The organism is Kribbella sp. CA-247076 (genome assembly GCF_050942445.1).
Classification (GTDB): Bacteria; Actinomycetota; Actinomycetes; order Propionibacteriales; family Kribbellaceae; genus Kribbella.
Window position 1 is genome coordinate 4,712,598 of sequence record NZ_CP192051.1, and the last position, 21,560, is coordinate 4,734,157.

Below are 21,560 nucleotides of genomic sequence, written 5' to 3' on the forward strand. Positions count from 1 at the left end.
GACTAACTAGCTGAGGGTGTACGGCGTCCGGAAGAAGTTGCCGGGATCGTACTTCTGCTTGACCGACCGCAGGCGGTCCAAGCTCGCGCCGTAGTACGTGCTGACCGAGCGGCCGGTCTCGACGTAGTTCACGTAGCCGCCGGCCGAGTACTTCCGGACCGCGCGATGCCCGTTGGTGACGAACGTCTGCGCCACCCGGAGCTGCGCCGACGACGGGTGCGCGGCCAGGCCGGAGTACCACTGGATCACCCCGAGCGCCGACCGCCACGGCCAGGACGCGCCGCCGGCCGGCTGCTTCGCCGCCTGCCCACCGAGCGGGTCGATGATCGCGGACGCCGGCGTCTTCGCCCGCGCCGCCGACTTCACCGCACCGAGCAGCGCGATGATCGTGGCCGCGTCCATCGGGCCTTTCAGTACGTCGGAACCGGCGAGGAACCCGGTCCGCGGGCTGGTCGTCCCGCCACCGAGGTACTCGACCGCCTCCATGTGCGTCTTCACCGTGATCGAGCGCGTCGACGCCCTCGACCCGACGAACGATTCCAGCTGCGCGGCCGCGGCCGCCGCGTCGCCGGTGGTGGAGATGCCGAGCACGTGCACCGACAGCGACCCGTTGCTACGGGCAACGAGGTGCAGGTTGCCCCAGGAGGTGACCGGTGCCGAGCGGGCGAACTGCTGCCAGCCGCGGACGACGGCCGCCGCCTTCGACTCCGGCCAGGTCAGCCGGAAGAAGCCGAGTCTGGTCGCCGGGATGGTCGCGAACCGGAACGAGGTCACAACCCCGAGGTTCCCGCCGCCACTCCCCCGCATCGCCCAGAACAGGTCGGGGTCGACCGTCGTACTGATGGTCCGGGCCACCCCGTCGGCGGTGATCACGCCCATCGAGAGGATCCGGTCGCAGGTCAGCCCGAAGGCGCGGGTGTGGATCCCCAGGCCGCCGCCGAGCGCGAGCCCGGCGACCCCGACGGTCGGGCACGTGCCGGTCGGCAGCGAACGCCCGTACCGGTCCAGGAACGCGTGCACGTCGTACAGCCGGGCGCCGGCGCCGACGGTGAGGACGCCGTTCGCGTAGCTCATCCCGCGGATCGCGCCGAGGTCGACCATCAGGCCGTCGGCGATCGCGGACGCGCCGACGTACGAATGCCCGCCGCTCTTCGGGACCATCACCAGCCGGTTCGCGCGGGCGAAGGTGATCGACCGCTGGACATCGGTCGCGTTCACGGCCTTGACCACGGCGGCCGGCCGGGTCGCGTCCCAGCGCGGGTTGAACAGCTGGTGCGCGGCCGCGTAGCCGGAGGTCGACGGCAGGAACAGACGGCCCTTGAGCGAGCGGGCGAAGCTGTTCCAGTTCGGCGCGGCGGCTGCGGCCGTGGGTCTCGTCGTGCCCGTAGGTTTGGGCGTGGCTGTGGCCGGCTCGGAGTCGGAGCAGCCGGTCAGCGCGACGGCGGCGCCGGCCTTCAGGAACGTACGGCGGTCAAGCTGGCCCACGATCGTCGAGCTCCTCACGCGCGGCGGACCTCATGGCCGCCAGCGGGGCAGGCGACCTACCGGTCATCATCTCCACCTGGAGCGTCGCCTGGTGCACGAGCAGATCAAGGCCGTTCAACAGCTCCGTACCGATCCGGTGGGCCGCGATCGCCAGACCTGTCGGCCACGGGTGGTAGGCCACGTCGAACACGACCGGCGCGACCGCCGCGAAGTGCTCTGCCCACGGATCGACCGCGCCGCCCGGAAGGGTCGAGACACACAGGTCGAAGCCGCCGATCTGCTCGACCTGCGAGAAGTCGGCGACCGACGTCTTCAGGCCCAGCTCGGCCGCCAGATCCAGCAGCCGCTCGGCCCGGGAGACGTCCCGGACGACGAGGGTCACCTCGGTGACCTTCAGCCCGCGCAACGCCGCCAGCGTGGACGCCGCGGTCGCTCCACCGCCCAGGACCACGGCACTGTCGGCCGCAGTGATCCCCCGCTCGGCGAACGCGTTCACCAGCCCGGGTACGTCGGTGTTGTGCGCCGACCGTGTCCCGTCCGGCTCGAACAGCATCGTGTTCGCCGCACCGATCAGCTCCGCGACCGGGTCGACGGTGTCCACCAGGTCGAGCGCGACCCGCTTCAACGGCATCGTCAGCGACAACCCGCGGATGTCGTCCCCGAGCGACGCGACGAAGCCCCGCAGCTCGTCCTCGCCGACCTCGTACACGTCGTACCGCCAGTCGATCCCGAGCGCGGCGTACGCGGCCCGGTGCATCGCCGGCGACAACGAGTGCGTGATCGGGCTACCGAGGACCGCACACCGCATTCAGCACCGGCCCTTGTGCGCCTGGCACCAGGCCTGCAGCTTCTTCACGTTCGCCAGGTGCTGGTCCGACGTACTCGCGAACGCGGTCTCGCCGGTGTCCAGGTTGACCAGGGTGAAGTACAGCCAGTTGCCCTGGACCGGGTTCAGCGCCGCGCGCAGGGTGTCCTTGGTCGGCGAGTTGATCGGCGTCGGCGGCAACCCACGGTTCTTGTAGGTGTTGTACGGCGAGTCCATGTCCCGCTGCTCCTGGGTGGTGAACACCCCGCCGTCCTTGCCGGCCACGTAGTGGATGGTGGAGTCCATCTGCAGCCGCATCCCGACCCGCAGCCGGTTGTAGATCACCCGGGACACCTTGGCGTAGTCCTGCGGCCGGTTCGTCTCCGCGCCGATGATGCTGGCCACGATCACCGCCTGGTACGGGTCCAGCTTCTTCCGCTTCGCGGTCGCCACCAAGTCGAGCGCGGCCGCCTGCCTCGCGTACTGCGCCGTCATCAGCTTGATGATCGTGTACGCCGTCGCGCCCTTCGGCACGTCGTACGTCCCCGGGTACAGGAACCCTTCGGCGTTGTTGTTCGCGTACGACGGCAGGCCGAGCGCGGCCGGCTTGCCCAGTGCGGTCGCGGCGGCCCCGGCCGGCAGCTTCAGCTTCGGCGACTTCTGCAGCGTCTCGCTGACCTCGGCCTTGGTCAGGCCGGCCCGGAACCCGATCCGGGTGACCAGGATCGACTTGCCGGTGTCCAGCATCAGCTCGAGCGCGGCCGCGGCCGACATCTCCTTGCGCAGCGTGTACGTGCCGGCCTGCAACTGACGGGAGCGGGTATCGTCCCGGGCCACCCGCTCGAACGCCTTGGCGCTCTTCACCACGCCCTTCTTCTCCAGCGTGTCCGCGATCGCCTGCGCGCTCTGGCCCTGGGTGATCTCGACGACTACCGAGCCGGTGCCGGCACCCTCGAAGTCGGGCGCGGCGAACATCTGCTCGATCGCGTCCCGGCCCTTGCCGAACCCGATCACCGCCCCGGCCACCAGCGCACCGACGACGACCAGCGAGATCAGGCCGGCGAAGCAGCCGAACCCCCGCCGGGCGCGCGCCTTGCGGCGGTTCGCCCGGCGCTCGACCCGGCTCTCCGGCCGCAGCCCGAGACCGGTGCTGAGATCGTCGCCGTCGGTCACGTCGTCGTCCACCGATGTTCTGTTCACAGGGGCCTCCCGGGTGGGTTCCCAGTCTCGCGCTCGAGGTCGAGCGCATGTTGCAGAATCACGACCGCCGCGGCCTGGTCGACCACGGCCCGCCGCTTGGAGCCCTTCTTTCCCCGTTCCCGCAGCATCCGCTCGGCGGTGACCGTGGTGAACCGCTCGTCCACCAGGCGCACCGCCGTTCCCGAGTCGCCCTCCCGCACCTTGGCCCGCACCAGCTCCGCCGTCTCCCGGATCTTCACCGCGGCCGGGCCCTCGCCCCCGGACAGCGAGCGCGGCAGACCGACCACGATCTCGACCGCCTCCAGCTCGGCCGCGAGTGCCGCGATCCTGTCCAGATCTCCCGGTCCACGCTGAATAGTAGTCACCGGAGTGGCCAGGATTCCGTGCGGATCGCTGCTGGCGACGCCGATCCGGACGTCGCCGATGTCGAGCGCGAGCCGCACGCCGTGTCTCATCGCGGTCGCGTCAGCCGGTGACGAGCTGGCCGATGGTGTGCTCGACCGCGGCCAGCGCGTCGTCGGAACCCGCCGGATCGGTGCCGCCACCCTGCGCGACGTCGTCCTTGCCACCACCGCGACCGCCCAGCTTCTCGGCCGCGACCCGGACCAGGTCACCGGCCTTCAGCCGCCACTCGCGCGCGGTGTCGTTGAGCGCGACCACGACCCCGGGCTTGCCGTCGTTCACGCTCAGGACGGCGACCACGGCCGGCTTGTCGGCAGGCATCCGGCCGCGCACATCCAGGGCCAGCTTGCGCAGGTCCCCGCCGTTCACGCCGTCGGGTGCACGATGACCGACGTACTGGACGCCGAAGACGTCCTTCGGGTTCGCGGCGAGCTCGGCGGCAGCGGCCAGCACCTGGCCGGCCCGCATCCGCTCCAGCTCCTTCTCCGCGGCCCGCAGCCGCTCGGCGAGGTCGGCCACCTTGGCGGGCAGCTCCTCCGGCCGGGCCTTCAGGTTCTCGCTCAGCAGCCGGACCAGCGCGCGCTCCTTGCCGAGGTAGCGCAGCGCCTCCATGCCGACGAACGCCTCGAGCCGGCGGACCCCGGCACCGACGGACGACTCGCCGGTCACGGTCAGCGCGCCGACCTGGGACGAGTGCTTCACGTGCGTGCCACCGCACAGCTCACGCGACCACGGGCCGCCGATCTCGACCACGCGGACCTGCTCGTCGTACGTCTCGCCGAACAGCGCGAGCGCACCGAAGTCCCGGGCCTCGGGGAGCGTCATGTACTGCGCGGAGACCGGCAGGTCCTGGCGGACGGCGAGGTTCGCCACCTCTTCGATCTCGGACCGGGTCGCCTGGTCCAGCGCCGACGACCAGGCGAAGTCGAGCCGCAGGTAGCCGGGCTTGTTGTACGAACCGCTCTGCAACGCGTTCGGGCCGAGCACCTGCCGCAGCGCCGCGTGGACGACGTGCGTGCCGGAGTGTGCCTGGCAGGCGGACACCCGCCACTCGTGGTCGACCTGGGCGTGCACGTCGAGACCGGGCCGGAGGACACCCTCGAGCACCTCGACCTTGTGCACGATCAGGCCCTTCACAGGGCGCTGTACGTCGAGCACCTTCAGCTTCACGCCGTCGGCGAGGATCAGGCCCTCGTCGGCGATCTGACCACCGGACTCGGCGTAGAACGGGGTCTTCTCCAGCACGACCTCGACGGTCTCGCCCTGCTCCGCGGCCGGCGCGACCGCGCCCTCACGGAGCACCCCGCGGACCTGCGAGTCGGTGGCGAGCTCCTGGTAGCCGGTGAACTCGGTGACGCCCTTCTCCCGCAGCTCCCGGTAGCCGCTGGTGTCCGCGTGGCCGGCCTTCTTCGCGCGCGCGTCCGCCTTGGCCCGCTCGCGCTGTTCCTTCATCAGCGCCTTGAAGCCCTCGGTGTCGACGTTCAGGCCCTGCTCGGCGGCCATCTCGACGGTCAGGTCGATCGGGAAGCCGTAGGTGTCGTGCAGCTGGAACGCCTTCGCGCCCTCTAGCTGGTGGGCGCCGCCGGCCTTGGTCTCGCGGACGGCGACGTCGAAGATGCTCGTCCCGGCCGTCAGCGTCCGCCGGAAGGCCTCCTCCTCGGCGTATGCCACCTGGCTGATCCGGCCGAAGTCGGCGGCCAGCTCCGGGTACGACTTCTTCATCTGCTCCAGGCTGACCGGCAGCAGCTCGACCAGGCTCGGGTCCTCGTAGCCGAGCAGGCGCATCGAGCGGATCGCCCGGCGGAGCAGCCGGCGCAGCACGTACCCGCCCTGCTCGTTGCCCGGGGTCACGCCGTCGCCGATCAGCATCAGCGCGCTGCGGACGTGGTCGGCGACCACCCGGAAGCGGACGTCGTCGACGTGCTCGACGCCGTACTTGCGGCCGCTGAGCTCGGACGCCCGCTCGATCACCGGGTAGATCTCGTCGATCTCGTACATGTTGTCGACGCCCTGCAGCAGGTAGGCCACCCGCTCCAGGCCGAGACCGGTGTCGATGTTCTTCTTCGGCAGCTCGCCGAGGATCGGGTAGCCCTCCTTGCCGCCACCCTCACCGCGGATGTTCTGCATGAAGACCAGGTTCCAGAACTCCAGGTAGCGGTCGCCCGCCTCCCAGTCCCGGTCGGCGCCGAACTCCGGGCCGCGGTCGATCAGGATCTCCGAGCACGGGCCGCACGGGCCGGGGATGCCCATCGACCAGAAGTTGTCCTTCATCCCGAGCCGGACGATCCGGTCGTCGGGCAGGCCGGCGACCCGCTTCCAGATCTCGATCGCCTCGTCGTCCTCGTAGTACACCGAGGCGTAGAGCACCGACTCGTCGAAGCCGTAGCCGCCGTCGTGCTGGGGCCGGGTGACCAGGTCCCAGGCGTACTCGATCGCCTTCTCCTTGAAGTAGTCGCCGAAGGAGAAGTTGCCGTTCATCTGGAAGAAGGTGCCGTGCCGGGTGGTCTTGCCGACCTCGTCGATGTCGAGGGTCCGGACGCACTTCTGCACACTCGTCGCCCGCGAGTACGGCGGCGTCTGCTGGCCGACGAAGTACGGCACGAACTGGGCCATCCCGGCCACGTTGAACAGCAGGTTCGGGTCCGGCGACGGCAGCGGTGCGCTCGGCACCACGGTGTGGCCCCGGTCCTCGAAGTACTGCAGGAACCGCCGCCTGATCTCACTGGTTTCCATGGGTGTTACCGGTAGTCCTCACGCGTTGTCTTCGTGTCGATGCCGAGTGCGTCGCGCAGCTCGGTCTCCCGCTCGGCCATGCCCTCGCGCACCTCGTCGCCGAAGTGCCGGATCGCGGCGGCCACCTTGGCCGCGGACTCCTGCAGGCTCTCCGGGGCGAGCACCTGGGCGCGCTTCTTCAGCCGGGTGACGGCGTACACGCCGACCGCGATGCCGACGACCAGCCAGAAGATCCGCTTCACCGGACGTCACCCCGCTTCCGTGCCTTGCGCTCGGCCTTCATCTCGTCCTTGACCCGGCGGCTGACGTCCTTGCGCTGGCTGTCGCCGAGCGCCTTGCGGACGCCGTACGTGAACGCCGCCGCCTTCACCATCGGCCCGCCGGCGGTCGCCGAGAACAGCGACATCAGGGCGGCCGCGTTCGTGGTCACCGTGGTCGCGTTGTCGGTGATGGTGTCGACCTTGGCGAGCTGTGCGTTGGTGGTTGCCACGGTACTGGTCACCTCGCCGAGCAGCGGAACGCTGGAGTCGGAGACGCCCTTGACCATGATCCGGGTCTCGTCCAGGACCTTGCCCAGCTTCAGGATCGGATAGGCCAGCAGGCCCACCAGGATGAGCAGCGCGCAGGCCGCTATCAGCCCCGCGACTTCACCGACGCTCATGGGAAACGATCCACCTTCCGTTGCGACCTCGTGGACCGCCCGACCTTATCGCGCGCCCCAGTCACACTCCGCTCCAGGACACCATCCCCCACATCACAGTCCCCCACCAAACCGCGACGGTCGGTGTCCGGGTGCGACGGAGAGTGGCCGGGTCTGGTCAACTGGCCGGCGGGTCGGTCGGTGTCGGAGTCGTCGGGGCTGGCTCCGCGGGGGTGCCGGTCGGGCTCGGCTCCGGTGACGGCGTCGTGGGAGTCGGCTCCGTCGGGGTCGGCTCCGTCGGGGTCGGCTCGGTCGGGGGTGGCGTCGTCGGTTCTGTCGGTGTCGTCGTCGGTTCTGTCGGTTCCGTCGGCGGCTGCGTCGGTTCCGTGGGTGTTGGCGACGGCTGGGTGCTGGGCGGTGCGCTCGGGGTGGGCGGTGTCGACTCCGGCGGCTGCGTCGGGTCCGGTGACCACGGTGGGCTCGGCGCGACAGGGGTCGCCGACCTCTGCGTGGCAGGGAACCAGCTGGTCGCCGGTCCACTCGTCGCCGGTCCGCTCGTTGCAGATCCGGGTGTCGGCGAGGTCCGTCGCGCCGGGCTGGGCGACTGGGACGCCGGGTCTCGCGCCGGTACGCCGGGCCGCAGCTCGCTCGGCGTCGACCCGGACTCGGTGGTCTTCGTCGGCAAGCTGCTCTCCGGCGCTTGCAGGCTCGGCGTCGTGTTCGCCGACTCCCGCGGATTGAACGGTACGGCGAGCAGCAGGCCGACCACCGTGACGACGACGGCCGTCAGCCCGGCCAGCTTGAGGACCGGCGGACCGCCGTACCGGCCGATGGGTCCGCGCACCGGAACGCCGTTCTCGTCGACCCAGAAGGACCAGCCGACCGGCGGGTCCGGCCAGTCACGCTCGGGCTTCCAGTTCTTCGGTGGCCGCCAGCGCGCGTTCGGCGGCTCGGGCCAACCAGGGGGCGGGTTGAACTGCCTCAAAACACATACCTTTCACCCCCAGGCCGCCTCGCAGCCTACCGACCTGAGCCCGTCACTCAAGCAGGCCCCCACACCCGTCAGTCGAATGCAACGGTGAGTGCCCGGACGGTGCCGTCGGGTGCCCACGCGAAACTCATCTGGCCGGTGCCACCCGCCGACCAGATGAAACGGGCGAAGTCGTCGGCTTCCTCGAGCAGCATCATGGTGTCGGTGGGCGGGCTGTCGTGGTAGGCCCGCGCAATGGCTGTGCGGCCCTGGAACGGTCCGGCCGGAACGTCGACGAACGACAGCGTGGCGTCGTCGGCGAAGCGAGCGGCGAAGGTGTCCCAGTCGCCGGTGCGGACGGCGTGTTGAAGGCTTCGACATGGTCGCCGATGCGGCTCACGGACGGTCTCGGAGGATCTTGCGGATGTTGGCGACCCGGTCCGCGTACGCCGCCTCGCCGCCGCGGCGGGTGGGGTTGTAGTAGTCGGTGCCGTCGATCACGTCCGGAGCGTACTGCTGCGGGACGATGCCGCGCGGGTCGTCGTGCGAGTACTGGTACGACGACCCGTGGCCGATCTTCTTCGCCCCGGCGTAGTGGGCGTCGCGCAGGTGCGGCGGCACCGGGCCGACCTTGCCCGCCTTCACGTCGGCGATGGCCGCGTCGACGGCCATGATCACCGCGTTCGACTTCGGCGCCAGCGCGAGCGCGACGACCGCCTGGGCCAGATTGATGCGCGCCTCCGGCATCCCGATCAGCTGGACCGCCTCGGCCGCCGCGACCGCGACCCCGAGCGCCGTCGGGTCGCCCATGCCGATGTCCTCGCTCGCGGAGATCACCAGCCGCCGCGCGATGAACCGGGGATCCTCGCCGGCCTCGATCATCCGGGCCAGGTAGTGCATCGCCGCGTCCACGTCCGAACCGCGGATCGACTTGATCAGCGCCGAGGCGACGTCGTAGTGCTGGTCGCCGGCCCGGTCGTACCGCACCGCGGCCCGGTCGACCGCCGTCTCGAGGGTCTCGAGGTCGATGACGTCGGCGTCCTTCGCCCGCGCGCCGCCGGCCGCGGCCTCCAGATAGGTGAGCGCCCGCCGGGCGTCTCCCCCGGCCATCCGCAGCAGGTGGTCGCGGGCGTCCGCGGCGAGCTCGAACTCCCCGTTCAGCCCGCGTTCGTCGGTCAGCGCCCGATCCAGCAGCACGGCGATGTCGTCGTCGGTCAGTGATTCGAGCGTGAGCAGGAGGGACCGTGACAGCAGTGGCGAGATGACGGAGAAGAACGGGTTCTCGGTGGTGGCCGCGACCAGGGTGACCCAGCGGTTCTCCACCCCGGGCAGCAGTGCGTCCTGCTGGGCCTTCGTGAACCGGTGCACCTCGTCGATGAACAACACCGTCTCGACCGCACCGGTCGCCCGGGCGAGATCCCGGCGCGCGGCGTCGATCACCTGCCGCACGTCCTTCACCCCGGCCGTGACCGCCGACAGCTCCACGAACCTCCGGTTCGTCTGGTGCGAGACGACGGCCGCGATGGTGGTCTTCCCCGTCCCCGGCGGTCCCCACAGCAGCAGCGACATCGGCTGGTCACCCTCGACCAACCGCCGCAGCGGCGATCCGGGCGCCAACAGGTGCTGCTGCCCGACGAGCTCGTCCAGACTCCGCGGCCGCATCCGCACAGCCAGCGGCGCGGCCGTGTGATCCATGTCCGCCAGACTCCCGCCACCCCGGGCAGGCGCCGGCGCACCAGGAAGATCGAACAAGCCTTCGCTCACACCACGAGCCTAACCAACCCCACCGACACCCACGTCCGCCCGCCCGACGGTCACCGGCCGTACCCGCGAGGCGCTGAGAACCACCTTGTGCACCGTTCGAGCACGAACGCGGTCGCGCGATGCTCAGACAGCGCACAAAGTCACCAGCTGTACGGCGTCTCCGTACGGCGTCCCGGCTGCGTCGCGCGGTGGTCGGGACGGACGTGGCGCAGGTGGCTACTTCTTCTTGCGGTCGGTGTCCGGGTCCGCGTCCGCGTCGTCGGTGTCATCGCCGGCGCCGCGGAGGTCCTCGGGCTGGTCGTCGTCGGTGGCGCGGAGTTCTTCCGGGAGGTCTTCGTCGTCGAGGTCGCGGAGTTCCTCCGGGAGGTCGTCCTGGTCGAACTCCTCGGGCAGGATCTCCTCCGGCTCGGCGCCGGACTCCGGCTTGATCGCGTTGCGGAGGCGGCCCAGGATCCGGTCGGCCTCGGTGCCGAACGGGTTGTCGTTGACCAGGTAGGTCCAGGTCGCGGTCGGCCGCGGCACCCCGCTCGCCCCCTCGTCCAGGCCGTCGGCGGTGATCTCGGCGGTCTTGAAGGTCTCGGCCGCGTCGGTCCACGCGTCGGCGATCAGGGTGTCGAACGACGCGATCGCGGACTTGTTGAACTCGTCGATCGGCTTCAGGTGCACGATGCCGCCGGCCAGCGAGCGGAGGTGGATGCCCTCGCGCAGGTCGGCCAGGTACGCAAGGTGGTCGGTCCAACGCCGGTCCAGGTGGTGCAGCGCGATCCGCCGGGCCGCGTCCTTCACCACGTCCTCGCCGAGCTCCTCGACGAGTTCGTCGTACCGCTCCTTCGCCCGCGCGGCGAACTCGGTGGCGGCGAGGTCGTCGGCCAGGACTTTCTCGCGGGTGTCGAGCAGGATCGCGCGCTGCTGACCGGTCAGCCGGTGGTACTGCCAGGTGGTCCGGTGCAGCTCCGCGTTCGCGCCGTCCGCGACCCGCTGGGCGTGCTCGAGGACGCCGATCGACTTGCGGTCGGTCAGCCGTCCGGTCTTGTCCGGGTTCGGTCGCAGGCCCGACGACACGGAGTACCGGGTGACGAGCTCGTCGGCGAGGCTGGCGAAGAACAGCGAGCCACCGGGGTCACCCTGCCGGCCGGCGCGACCGCGCAGTTGGTCGTCCAGCCGGCGGGACGCGTGCAGGCCGGTCCCGATGACGTAGAGCCCGCCGAGCTCGAGCGCCTTCTCCTTGTCGTGCGACTCGTCCCGGCCGCCCAGCCGGATGTCCGTACCGCGGCCGGCCATCTGCGTGGACACGGTCACCGTCCCCGGCACACCGGCCTCGGCGATGATCGCGGCCTCCTCGGCGTCGTTCTTCGCGTTCAGCACGACGTGCGGGATCCCGGCCGCCTCGAGCCGGTCGCTCAGCTGCTCGGACTCCTCGACGCTGTGGGTGCCGATCAGGATCGGCCGGCCGGTCTCGTGCACCTCGGCGATGTGCTCGACCAGGGCGGCGTTCTTCTGCTCGACAGTCAGGTAGAGCCGGTCCGGGTCGTCGATCCGGATGTTCGGTTTGTTGGGCGGTACGACGGCCACCTCGACGTCGTAGAACTCCTGCAGGGACTCCCCGACGACGACCGCCGTACCGGTCATGCCGCAGAGCGTCTTGTAGCCCATGACCAGCGCCTGCACGGTGATGCTGTCGAGCACCTCCCCGGAGTCGCTGACCGGCACGGCCTCCTTGGCCTCGACCGCGGCCTGCAGACCGTCGGGCCAGCGCTGCAGCTTGGCGATCCGGCCGCGGTTGTTGTTGATCAGGCTGACCTTGCCGTCGCGGACGAGGTAGTCGACGTCCTTGCGCAGCAGCACCTCGGCGTGCAGCGCGACGTTGATCTGGGTCAGCCGGTCGAGGTTGTCGTCCTCGTACAGGTTGATCCCGCCGAGCGTCTCCTCGACCTTGTCGGTGCCCTTGTCCGTCAGCGCGACCGTCCGGCCGTCACCGTCGATCTCGTAGTCGACGCCCGCGCGCAGGGTCCGGACCAGCTGGACGACGTCGTCGTCGAGCTCCTCGGTCCGGGTCGCGCCGGCCAGCACGAGCGGCACCCGGGCCTCGTCGATCAGCACCGAGTCGGCCTCGTCCACCAGCGCCACGTCCGGCGTCACCGTGACCCGGTCGGCGACGTCGGTGACCAGCCGGTCACGGAGGATGTCGAACCCGACCTCGCTGACCGGCACGTAGCAGACCTCCGCCTGGTACGCCGTCCGCCGTTCCTCCGGTGTGGACGCCTGGCCGATGTGCGCCACGGTCACGCCGAGCAGCTCGTAGACCGGGCCCATCCACTCGGCGTCGCGGCGGGCCAGGTAGTCGTTGACCGCGAGCACGTGGACCTTGCGGCCGCCGATCGCGTACCCGGCCGCGGCGAACGCGCCCGCCAGCGTCTTGCCCTCACCGGTCGCCATCTCGACGACCCGGCCCTGCAGCATCGCCAGCGCGCCGACGACCTGGCCGTCGAACGCCCGCTCACCGATCGCCCGGTGGCCGGCCTCCCGGGCGAGCGCGAGGAACTCGATCTGCTCGTCCTCGTGCAGCCCGCCGGTGGTGCGCAGCTCGCCGACCGCCTCGGTGAGCTCCTCGTCGGTCAGCGACGTGACCGACTCCTCCGCCTCACTCACCAACTGGGTGAGCCGTTCGTACGGGCCGAGGTCGATCGAGCCGGGGCGCTGCAGCAGCCGGCGGAAGCGGGAAGCGATCTTCAGAGCCATGATTCGGCAACGTACAGCCTCGGCGTGTCGTTCCGTACGTCAGGTAGGCGTGTCAGGGCGTGGACGAGCGCAGCGAGCCCACCGTTCAGCACTTCCATTCGTACGGCGTGGTCGTGGTGACGGCGTGGAGACCGAGTTTCTGCAGGATCGGCCGGGAGTCCTCGGAGGCGTCCACCCGGAGGAACTCGTACCCGCGTTCCTTCGCCAGCCGGGCCCGGTGCGCCAGCACCGCGCTGTACAGCCCCTGCCGCCGCCACTCCGGCAACGTCCCACCACCCCACAGGCTGGCGAATCCGGTCCCGGGATGGAACCGCACCCACGCCGCCGTCAGCGCCGGCCCGTCCGGCCCCTTCAGCGCGTCCTCGACCAGGAACACCGACAACCGGTCCGGGAACATCCGCGCCTCGGCCGCCAGCCGCTCCTCGATCCGCTCCAGCCCGTTGTGCCACAGCGTGTCCATCAGTACGGCGATCCGGTGGTAGTCCTCCGGTCCTTCGGCCTCCCGCAGCCGCACCTTCGACGGCAGAGCGGACGGTCGCACCAGGATCGCGTCCACCTCGCCGAGGATGAGGGTCTCCGGCTCCCCTCGCGTGAACCCGGCCCGGACCAGCCGCTCGCCGACGTCGGCCGGCTCGTCGTACGCGTAGGTCTTCCACTCGAACGGCAGCCCGCGCTCGCGGAAGAACCCGACCTGGCCCGCGATCACGCCGTCCGGGTCCTCACCCAGCCCGCGCGGCGCCTCGACGAATCCGGCCCCGTCCGGGCCCTCGACGTACGACCGGTGGATCAGGCCGTCGTGCTCGGTCTTCCAGCCGGGGATCGTGTCGGCGTCCGGTAACCGGATCCGGCGGTGGAACTCGTCGAGCAACTCGTCAGGCGTCATGGTCGCAGTCAACCAACGGGCGAAGTACGGCGTCTAACCAATTGTCCTGAAAGGGGGGACATCATGATCATCCACCGCATCACCCGCAAGACGATCCTCGCCGCACTCGCCGTCATGGCGGTGCCGGCGGCCGCGATCGCCGCACCGGCCGTCGTCGGCTCCTCGTCCGCCCCCCGCGCTGCCACGACCGCCGCCAGCACGAGTGCCGCCTCCTGCCCCAAGGGCTGGGGATCATTGCCTGAGGCAAACAGCCGGATGACGGTCGCACCGGTCACGAACGTCCGCACCGGCCGGCACGCCTGCTACGACCGGCTGGTCGTCGACGTCCGCGGCCGAGCCGCCGGGTACGACGTCCGCTACGTCACCAACGTCACCCAGGACGGATCGGGTTCCGTCGTCCCGCTCCGTGGCGGCGCCAAGCTCCAGGTCGTCGTGCGGGCTCCCGCCCACACCACGGCCGGGCAGCCGACGTACCGCCCGGCGAACCGGCGTGAGCTGACCAGCGTGGCCGGCTACAGCACGTTCCGTCAGGTCGCGTACGGCGGCAGCTTCGAGGGCCAGACCACGATCGGCCTCGGCGTCCGCGCCCGGCTGCCGTTCCGGGTCTTCACCCTCGCCGGACCGGGCTCGAACACCCGGCTCGTCGTGGACGTCGCCCACCACTGGTAATCGACCCCACCCAGCGGTCGCCCGGCAATCCCCGCCGGGCGACCGCGTCACGGCGTACTAAAGAACCTTGTGCAGCAGGTCGAAGAACGTGTTGCCGAGGACGAGTTCGTACGGGTCCGTCAGCAACGGCGCCAGGTCGGCGATGTCGGACGGCATCCAGCCCCAGGCGTTGATCCCGCACGCGATGAAGCGCGGGCTTGCGCCGTCCCAGTCGGCGATGTGCTCGTCCAGGGCGGCCTTGTACTCGGCGGCCTTCCCGGGTGCGCCGAAGTTCCCGATGATCGGCAGCCCGCCGCGCTTCACCAGGAGGTCGCCGCCTTCCCAGGACTGGATGATGCCCTGCAACGGCGTGTGGTCGTTGTAACCCTGGGCGATCTCCTCCGGGAACGCGACCCAGCCGTCCTCGCCCCGGTGGTTGTACGCGTACACCAGGTCCATGCCGGTACGGCGCATGAAGTCACCGGACAGCTTGAGGTACGCCGTCAGCTCGTTCGCCGGCCAGGATCCCGGGTAGGTGTAGCCGGCGCCGGACGGACCGCAGATCAGCAGGTCGTTGGCCGTCGCGGTCCGCTGGAAGTAGCTGAAGAGACCGGGCCCGATCTCGGCGAGCAGCGGGCTGATCGTCCAGTTGACCATCGCCTCACCCCGGCGCGGGTCGTCCCACATGTCCCGCATCCGCCGCTGGCAGTACTGCACGTTGTCGCCCTCGCCGAAGGTCAGCGTGACGTACACCTTGTTTTTCGGCGTCAGCCGCCGGACCTTCCGCACCTTGGTCGAGATCGGCGCCTGGAACCCGGAGTGCACGGTCCCGTTCATGTAGAAGTCCGCCGGGATCACCTCCGAGCCGCCCTGGGACGCGAGGTCGACCCCGCTCCACTCGCCGGCCACGTCGTTCGAGAACCAGCCGGCGTACGGCGTCGTCGGGGCGACCTTGTCGAAGTGCTCGGTCAGGAGCTCGCCGGTCGGGCCGTTCGGCGGCAGCCAGCTCACCAGGGCCTTGCTCGCCACCACGTAGTCGCGGAAGAACGGGAACGGCTCGATCCGCGTCGGCGCGGTGTCGGTCGCGGTGACCAGGTACTGGTTCCACATCTCCACGGTCACCACGAGACTCGTCGTACCGGCCGGAGGGTCGAAGCGGTAGATCCAGTAGTTCCCGCCGTCGGCGAAGCGGTTGCCCGCACCACCGATCGACGAGTTCGCGGCCTCGAACAGGTACGGCGCCTCTTCCGGGGTGTCCGGCAGGAACCGCGCGATCTCGGTGCCGTTCGCCTTCACCGACACCTGCAGCACCGACGCACCCCAGCCATCGTCCCCGAACGAGTCGCCGAACCGGACGAACACGCCTTCCGGACCGAGCTTCGCGGACACGTCGAGGTCGTAGGTGCCGCGGTTCGACTCATCCCGGATCTGCCGGGTCTCGCGGGCGATCTCCTGCCACTCCACGTCCTCGACCTGCACCACCATCGTGGGCGGCAGACCGGTCAGCAGCTTCTGGTTGCAGCGGGGGAACAGGTTCTCCAGTTGCCAGCGGTAGATCGCGACGCGGTCGTTCTCGAACACCCCGCGCAGGTCCTTCACGATCCGCAGCCCGTGCGCCTTCGCCTGGTCCGCGGTCGCGACGACCGCGTTCTCCAGGCCGGCCAGGGTGGTCGCGACGTTCAGCGAGTCCGGTACGGCGGGGTCGTGCACGATCGCGCCCCGGATCCGGCGCCGGAACTTCGCGACCAGGTCGAGCGGATCGTCGTACCGCGTCGTCGGCAGGCGCATGTCGGCGAGCCACTTGGCGTCGGGACCCTCGGGACCGCCGGGGTTGAACAGGAAGTACAGCTCAGGCTTGGTGCGGTTGACGACACCCTGCAAGGTGGTCAGCAGGGTCTGGTCCCCACCGCTCAGCTTGCTCACATCGCCGTAGTGCAACCGCCCCGGCCGCGCGAACCGCGGCAGCAGCCGGGTCGCACCGGCCGTCATGTTGGCTGCGTTGGCGGCGTCGGTCGCGGTTGCAGCGGTGGCAGCGTTGTCTGCGGCGGCCGCAGGCACGGTCTGGAAAACCCCGAACCCTCCCGCCGCCACCGCACCACTACCCGCCAGGAACGTTCGTCTCGAGACCATCGTGACCACTCCCCTGTCGCTGACATCGATGTCAAATCAGCCGGGAGATTAGCAACGGGAGGAGAGCGTGTACATAGCTCGTTACATCGTTGACCGGAGAAATTGGAATCGTTTCCGATTCAACCGTGGAAGGGGTGTTGTCCACGCGGGTAGGTGGTTGAGGTTGGAGGTGAGGCCTGGGGTTGAGCCCACGCGGGCTTTCGCGGTCGCTCCTACGTCACGCCCGCTACGCGCACTCCCACTCACCCCCGGCTCAGCGCCGTCTACATTGCCGGCTACCGCCGTCGAGTTGCCCGGCTACCGCCGGGGTGTCGGGGTGCCGCCGTCGAGGGCACGGGTCGGCGTGTTCGGGATGGCGACTGTGATGACGGGGCTGGGTTCGACCCACGCTGTTGATCACGCCGACGAGCAGCAAACCACGGGCGACAGCCTGCACCACGTCGGGCGGCAGGCCGACAGACCGTCGGCGGTAGCTGACAAGAAGTGCACCGGCGATGAGCCGGGGGCGGGTGGGAGCGGGCGTAGCCGGGGCGACGCAGGAGCACCGGCGTAGCACGCGTGGGCATCACCAGGCGCGGCGTACGAGCACTGGCGTAGGACGCGTGGGCGTCAGGCGCGGCGTACGAGCACCGCGTAGGACGTGGACTACCAGGCGCGGGCCAGGATTTCGGTGGCTTCGGTGAGGGTTAGGCCGGCTCGGTGGGCGGCTCGGGCGAAGACGGTGGCGGCGGCTCGGGTTTCCTCGTCGTTGACGCGGCTGCGGGACGCCAGCACGAAGGTGCCGTTGCGGCCTCGGGTCTCCACCAGGCGTTCGGCCTCGAGTTCCTTGTAGGCGCGGGCGACCGTGTTCACCGCCAGGCCGAGGTCACCGGCCAGTTGGCGCACGGTCGGCAGCCGGGTTCCCTGGGCGAGCTCACCGCGCCGGATCAGTCCGTCGATCTGGTCCTTCACCTGCTCGTACGGCGGTTTGGCCGCACCCGGATCGATCGAGATGATCACGCGAGCACCCGCCGCAAGCCGCGCCTGCTGACGGACACCACCAAGGAGGCGACGATCAGCAGGGTGCTACCGAGGAACAGCACGTACGTCGCGGGCTGCACGAACCCCGGCACGTCGTCCGGCCATTCGAAAGACAGCGCCGCCGCGGCGCCGAGCAGCCAACTGATGGTCATCCCGGCCAGGCCGAGATCGCGCAACGTCACCGCCCGGAACGCTTCCTGCCATTGGAGTCCCGCCGCGTCCGTCGCCGACTGCCTCAACAGAAGAGACAACCGCTGCAGATAGAACGCGGCCGCCGCCATCGGCACTGCCACCAGTCCACCGGCCACGAGCGTCCACCCGCCGCTGTGGAGGGCGAACAGTCCCAGCACAGCGGCGAGCAACGGCACTGCGAGCAGGCCGTACTGCAACCAGATCTCGAACGCACTCAGGTAGTCCACCAACCGCCGCGGCCGCAGCGCCGCCGCCCTCGGCTCGTCCGCACGCGCGTTCCGCACCGCCAGGTAGCTTCTGGCGCACGTCGCGATTCCACCACCGAGCAGAACCGCCGCGAACCACCAGGTGAGGACCGCCGGATTCAGGCCGGCCCCGGTGACCAGCAGCAGCACTCCGCCGAGCATCATCCCCACCCAGACACCGATCGCCACGCTCGTCTGGCGCCGCTCGAACCAGGTCTGCGCCGCCGCGACCAGGTCGGGCTCAGCCGGCAGCCCGCCACGCCCGACCCACCGACTCACCTCGGCCCGAGCCGCCGACTTCCGCCACAGCCAACCTCCTGCGGTCCCGACCGTCATCGACACCATCCACCACACGACGTCCACCAGAAACCACTTCCTCCCCGATCTTTGTACCAAATGTATTGATACAAAGTGTGAGAGTCAAGCGGTCAGGCGAAGTCCTCCGGGCTGTACGGCTTCTCCTCCACCAGGACGAGCCAGTTGCCGGAGTTGTCGCGCAGGACCGCCTCCACGCCGTACGGGCGGTCCGACGGCTCCTGGACATACTCGACGCCCTTGGCCACCAGCTCCTGGAAGGTCTTGTGGCAGTCGTCGGTCGCGATGCCGAAGCCGTGCATCGAGCCCTTCGCGAGCGCCCGGCGGATGACGTCCGCGGCCTCCTCGTCGAGCGGCGGGCCGGGCAGCATGAGCGCGAGCCGCAGCTCGGGGTGGTCGGCCTGGTGGACCGTGCACCAGCGGAAGTCGCCGAGGTTGACGTCCTCCTTGAGCACGAAGCCGAGCTTGTCGGTGTAGAACGCTTTCGCCTCGTCGATGTCGTTCACGTAGACGGTGACCAGGCTGACGTTGGTGATCATGGCCCCTCCTCGGGTGTGTCGTCGTCGGTACGACGGTAGGCGCCGCGCGACCCGGATGGCTTCTCCGGAATTGCGGAGTTCAGCCCGAGCATGAACACGAAGCACCCGGGGATCCGCGCGCCCGCCTGCGTCCGCTGGTACTCCGATGGAGTCATCCCCACCAGGTCGGTGAACCGCTGCGAGAACGACCCGAGGCTGCTGTACCCGACCAGCGTGCACACCTCCGTCACGGTCAGGTTGGTCGCGCGGAGCAGATCGGTGGCCCGCTCGATCCGTCGCCGGGTGACGTACTGCATCGGCGTCTCGCCGTACTCGGCCGCGAAGCACCGGAGGAAGTGGTACTTCGACACGCCCGCGGCGGCCGCGAGTCCGGCCAGGTCCAGCGGCTCCGCATAGTTGCGATCAGCAACATCCCGCGCACGCCGCAGGTGCGTCAGCAGCTCCACCGGTACGCTCCCCGCCACCCTCAGAGCCTAGACCGTTGACCGGTGCGGACGCGGAGCGCGACGCTGTCCGAGGGAGGGGGTGGTCGCGTGCGGCGGGACGCGGCGAACGAGTACCTGCGGGGAGCGCTCTGGGCGATGCCGTCGCTGGCGGTCGTGATCGCCCTGATCGCCGGCTCCGGTCTGTCGTACGTCGAGGTGCGGCCGGGCTCGTGGCGTGACCGCTTCCTGTTCCAGGGCACGGCCGACGACGCCCGTACGCTGCTGATCGCGGTCACCAGCACGATGGCGACCGTGATCGCGCTCGTGCTCGGCCTCACGGTGGTGGCGCTGCAACTCGCGTCCACCCAGTTCTCCCCCAGGCTGCTGCGCAACTTCCTCCGCGACCGGGTCAACCAGTTCGTCCTGAGCGTGTTCGTGGCGACGTTCGTCTACAGCAGCGCCGGCCTCTACACGGTTGGGGTGAAGGCCGGCGAACGGACCGACGAGTACCCCCGGCTCGCGGTCACGGTCGCGCTGGTGCTGCTGTTCGTCAGCCTGCTGATGCTGGTGTTCTTCGTGCACCACCTGACGCACTCGATCCAGATCGACGAGGTGATGCGCAGGGTGGAACGCAAGACGCTGCAGGTCATCGACCGGGACCTGCCGACGGTCGGCGTGACCACGGACCCCCGGCCGGTGCCACCCGAGTGGGCGGTCGACATCCCGGCGTATCGCTCCGGCTACGTGCAGACCATCCACCCCGAGGCGCTGGTCGCGGCCGCGGCCGCCACAGGCGTCACCGCGTCGGTGACGCGGATGGTCGGCGAGCACGTCATCGCCGGCTCGGCGCTCGTCCGGGTCTGGCAGGACCCGCCCGGTCCGCCGCCGGCGCTGGACCGGCTCGCGGCGGCGGCCCGGGACGCCATCCGGATCGGGTTCGAGCGGACCGCCGAGCAGGACGTCGCGTTCGGCGTCCGGCAGATCGCGGACATCGCGGTCAAGGCGCTCTCGGCCGCGATCAACGACCCGTACACGTCGATCCAGGCGATCGAGCACCTGTCCGTCGTCCTGGCCGCGCTGGCGAAGCGAGAGCTCGGCAGCCAATTCCTGCGCGACCAGGCCGGCGCGTTGCGGGTCGTCGTACCCGGCCGAGATCTCGAGTACTACCTCGACCTGGCCTGTGGACAGGTACGGCGGTATGGCAAGAGCGAACCGCGCGTCGTTCGGGCCCAACTGCGGCTGCTGCACAGCACCGGGCTGTTCTGCCGGGACGTCGATGGCCGACGGCTCGTGGTCGAGCAGGTGAAACTGCTGACGGCCGACGCCGAACGCGGGATCGTCCAGCCTGCCGACTTCGTCGCCGTCCGCGACCACGCCGACCTGGTCCTCGGTGACCTCACCAAGGACCAGGCGGCGCGCCCCGCCTACTGACGGGCCAGGGCCTCGAACTGGTTGCGGGTCAGCTGGGTGGTGTCGCCGGTCAGCTTGGCCGGGCGGGTGCACTTGACGCCGCTCGGGACCGAGCCGGTGAAGTAGCGGATCGCGTTCTTGAACGAGTCGCACCGGCGCTGGTCCTCGGCACCGGCCGGGTAGCCGATGGCGGCGTTGACCCGGCCCATGTCGAGGGCGTCGGCGTACGGATTGATGTTGCGGGCAACAGTCCAGTACCAGCGGGCGATCGGCGCGCTCCACTGCAGCGACATCGCCAGATCCGGGTTGCCGAGCAGATCGATGCCGAAGTACTGACCGGCCGGGCCGTAGTTGAAGTCGCCGGTCAGCTGGATGAAGCCGCGGCCGCCGTACGGGCGGGTGTCGCCGATCTCGCGGATGTTGTACTCCAGCCGCGACTCGTGCACCAGCGTGGCCAGGAACGCGGCCTTGCGGTACGCCGTGTTGATGTTGGCGTCCCGCATCGCCTGGTTCAGCGAGGGCAGGCCGGTCTGGACGATCGACGGGTTCGCGATCCGGCTGCCGAACATCGCCTGGACGTCGGCCAGCGTGACGTCCTCACCCGGCGGCTCGGGGTCGTCGCCACATTCGGGGACGCCGGGCAGCTTGTCCTCCGGGATCGCGACGTACACGACCGTCACGTACCCGCCGAGCGCGGGCACGTGCGCCCACCACCGGCTGGTCCCCTCGGAGTTGCTGACCAGGTCGCCTTCCTTCTGGCAGTCCACGTCGATGGACGTCGGGCCGGGAAGGGTGGTGACAACTGGCGAGGACAGGTAGGCGTCGGCGCGGACGTTCACGCCGGTCCCGTAGGTCTGGAAGACAGCGGCGTGGGCGGGTGTCGCGGCCACCAGACCGGCGACCACGACGCCGAGACACGCGAGCAGAGCAGTGACGGTACGACGCATTGAGCACTCCCGGGGCGGAGAGAGATGGGCGGCGCCGTGAAATCCTGCCTGAGCAGACTCACGACGCC

General features: G+C 70.1%; 19 protein-coding genes and 1 pseudogene. 3 read left to right on the forward strand and 17 right to left on the reverse strand.

All coding sequences use genetic code 11. The features are described from left to right. Positions 1–6: 6 nt before the first annotated feature. The 7 genes and pseudogenes from ACQPYZ_RS22185 to ACQPYZ_RS22215 all read right to left on the reverse strand — a co-directional run. Positions 7–1,485 carry an FAD-binding oxidoreductase gene (locus ACQPYZ_RS22185; protein ID WP_433159150.1) on the reverse strand — a complete coding sequence of 493 codons (1,479 nt, stop codon included), beginning with the start codon at positions 1,483–1,485 and terminating at the stop codon, positions 7–9. Continuing rightward, entirely contained in the window at positions 1,472–2,293 is an 822-nt protein-coding gene (locus ACQPYZ_RS22190; protein WP_433159152.1) for a shikimate dehydrogenase, read from the reverse strand. Before ACQPYZ_RS22190 ends, ACQPYZ_RS22185 begins: the two co-directional genes overlap by 14 nt. Next, entirely contained in the window at positions 2,294–3,490 is a 1,197-nt protein-coding gene (gene mltG, locus ACQPYZ_RS22195) for an endolytic transglycosylase MltG (protein ID WP_433159155.1), read from the reverse strand. Continuing rightward, the gene (gene ruvX, locus ACQPYZ_RS22200; protein ID WP_433159158.1) at positions 3,487–3,945 is read right to left on the reverse strand and encodes a Holliday junction resolvase RuvX; all 459 of its coding nucleotides are present in this window, start codon (positions 3,943–3,945) and stop codon (positions 3,487–3,489) included. Before ruvX ends, mltG begins: the two co-directional genes overlap by 4 nt. 10 nt (positions 3,946–3,955) lie before the next feature. Continuing rightward, complete coding sequence (gene alaS / locus ACQPYZ_RS22205) at positions 3,956–6,625, reverse strand: alanine--tRNA ligase (protein ID WP_433159160.1); 2,670 nt, start codon at positions 6,623–6,625, stop codon at positions 3,956–3,958. Between the two features lie 5 nt (positions 6,626–6,630). Further along, positions 6,631–6,867, reverse strand: coding sequence for a DUF6167 family protein (locus ACQPYZ_RS22210; RefSeq protein ID WP_433159162.1), 237 nt, complete (start codon positions 6,865–6,867; stop codon positions 6,631–6,633). 224 nt (positions 6,868–7,091) lie between these two features. Beyond that, positions 7,092–7,286 (reverse strand): annotated as a pseudogene (locus ACQPYZ_RS22215) (DUF948 domain-containing protein); the annotation flags it as partial. A gap of 131 nt (positions 7,287–7,417) precedes the next feature. On the opposite strand from ACQPYZ_RS22215, the gene ACQPYZ_RS22220 reads away from it, so the two are divergent. Continuing rightward, complete coding sequence (locus ACQPYZ_RS22220; RefSeq protein WP_433159164.1) at positions 7,418–8,347, forward strand: hypothetical protein; 930 nt, start codon at positions 7,418–7,420, stop codon at positions 8,345–8,347. On the opposite strand, the gene ACQPYZ_RS22225 is transcribed toward ACQPYZ_RS22220, so the two are convergent. The 4 genes from ACQPYZ_RS22225 to ACQPYZ_RS22240 form a co-directional block, all read right to left on the reverse strand. Next, on the reverse strand, positions 8,328–8,450 hold the full coding sequence (locus ACQPYZ_RS22225) for a hypothetical protein (RefSeq protein ID WP_433159166.1): 123 nt from the start codon (positions 8,448–8,450) through the stop codon (positions 8,328–8,330). The two genes, ACQPYZ_RS22220 and ACQPYZ_RS22225, sit on opposite strands and share 20 nt — an antisense overlap. Positions 8,451–8,631: 181 nt before the next feature. Next, positions 8,632–9,999, reverse strand: coding sequence for a replication-associated recombination protein A (locus tag ACQPYZ_RS22230; RefSeq protein ID WP_433159169.1), 1,368 nt, complete (start codon positions 9,997–9,999; stop codon positions 8,632–8,634). A gap of 216 nt (positions 10,000–10,215) precedes the next feature. Next, positions 10,216–12,738, reverse strand: a complete 2,523-nt coding sequence (gene secA2, locus ACQPYZ_RS22235; protein WP_433159172.1) for an accessory Sec system translocase SecA2 — start codon at positions 12,736–12,738, stop codon at positions 10,216–10,218. Positions 12,739–12,823: 85 nt separating this feature from the next. Next, positions 12,824–13,621, reverse strand: a complete 798-nt coding sequence (locus ACQPYZ_RS22240; RefSeq protein ID WP_433159175.1) for a GNAT family N-acetyltransferase — start codon at positions 13,619–13,621, stop codon at positions 12,824–12,826. A gap of 63 nt (positions 13,622–13,684) precedes the next feature. Here ACQPYZ_RS22240 and ACQPYZ_RS22245 point away from each other — a divergent pair, with 63 nt between their 5' ends. Beyond that, positions 13,685–14,290: an AMIN-like domain-containing (lipo)protein gene (locus ACQPYZ_RS22245; RefSeq protein ID WP_433159178.1), complete on the forward strand. Its 606-nt coding sequence runs from the start codon at positions 13,685–13,687 to the stop codon at positions 14,288–14,290. Between the two features lie 57 nt (positions 14,291–14,347). Here the strand turns inward: ACQPYZ_RS22245 and ACQPYZ_RS22250 are convergent, their stop codons facing one another. The 5 genes from ACQPYZ_RS22250 to ACQPYZ_RS22270 form a co-directional block, all read right to left on the reverse strand. Further along, complete coding sequence (locus ACQPYZ_RS22250; protein WP_433159181.1) at positions 14,348–16,399, reverse strand: GxGYxYP domain-containing protein; 2,052 nt, start codon at positions 16,397–16,399, stop codon at positions 14,348–14,350. Positions 16,400–17,044: 645 nt separating this feature from the next. Next, positions 17,045–17,398: a GntR family transcriptional regulator gene (locus ACQPYZ_RS22255; RefSeq protein ID WP_433159183.1), complete on the reverse strand. Its 354-nt coding sequence runs from the start codon at positions 17,396–17,398 to the stop codon at positions 17,045–17,047. After that, positions 17,395–18,219 (reverse strand): hypothetical protein, encoded by an 825-nt coding sequence (locus tag ACQPYZ_RS22260; protein ID WP_433159186.1) that lies wholly within the window; start codon positions 18,217–18,219, stop codon positions 17,395–17,397. The genes ACQPYZ_RS22255 and ACQPYZ_RS22260 overlap by 4 nt, the downstream gene beginning before the upstream one ends. 65 nt (positions 18,220–18,284) lie before the next feature. Next, entirely contained in the window at positions 18,285–18,710 is a 426-nt protein-coding gene (locus tag ACQPYZ_RS22265) for a VOC family protein (protein WP_433159189.1), read from the reverse strand. After that, positions 18,707–19,174 (reverse strand): helix-turn-helix transcriptional regulator, encoded by a 468-nt coding sequence (locus tag ACQPYZ_RS22270; RefSeq protein WP_433159191.1) that lies wholly within the window; start codon positions 19,172–19,174, stop codon positions 18,707–18,709. The genes ACQPYZ_RS22265 and ACQPYZ_RS22270 overlap by 4 nt, the downstream gene beginning before the upstream one ends. A gap of 24 nt (positions 19,175–19,198) precedes the next feature. On the opposite strand from ACQPYZ_RS22270, the gene ACQPYZ_RS22275 reads away from it, so the two are divergent. Beyond that, positions 19,199–20,566, forward strand: coding sequence for a DUF2254 domain-containing protein (locus tag ACQPYZ_RS22275; protein ID WP_433159194.1), 1,368 nt, complete (start codon positions 19,199–19,201; stop codon positions 20,564–20,566). Here ACQPYZ_RS22275 and ACQPYZ_RS22280 read toward each other — a convergent pair. Next, entirely contained in the window at positions 20,560–21,492 is a 933-nt protein-coding gene (locus ACQPYZ_RS22280; protein ID WP_433159197.1) for a glycoside hydrolase family 19 protein, read from the reverse strand. The two genes, ACQPYZ_RS22275 and ACQPYZ_RS22280, sit on opposite strands and share 7 nt — an antisense overlap. Positions 21,493–21,560: the final 68 nt, after the last annotated feature.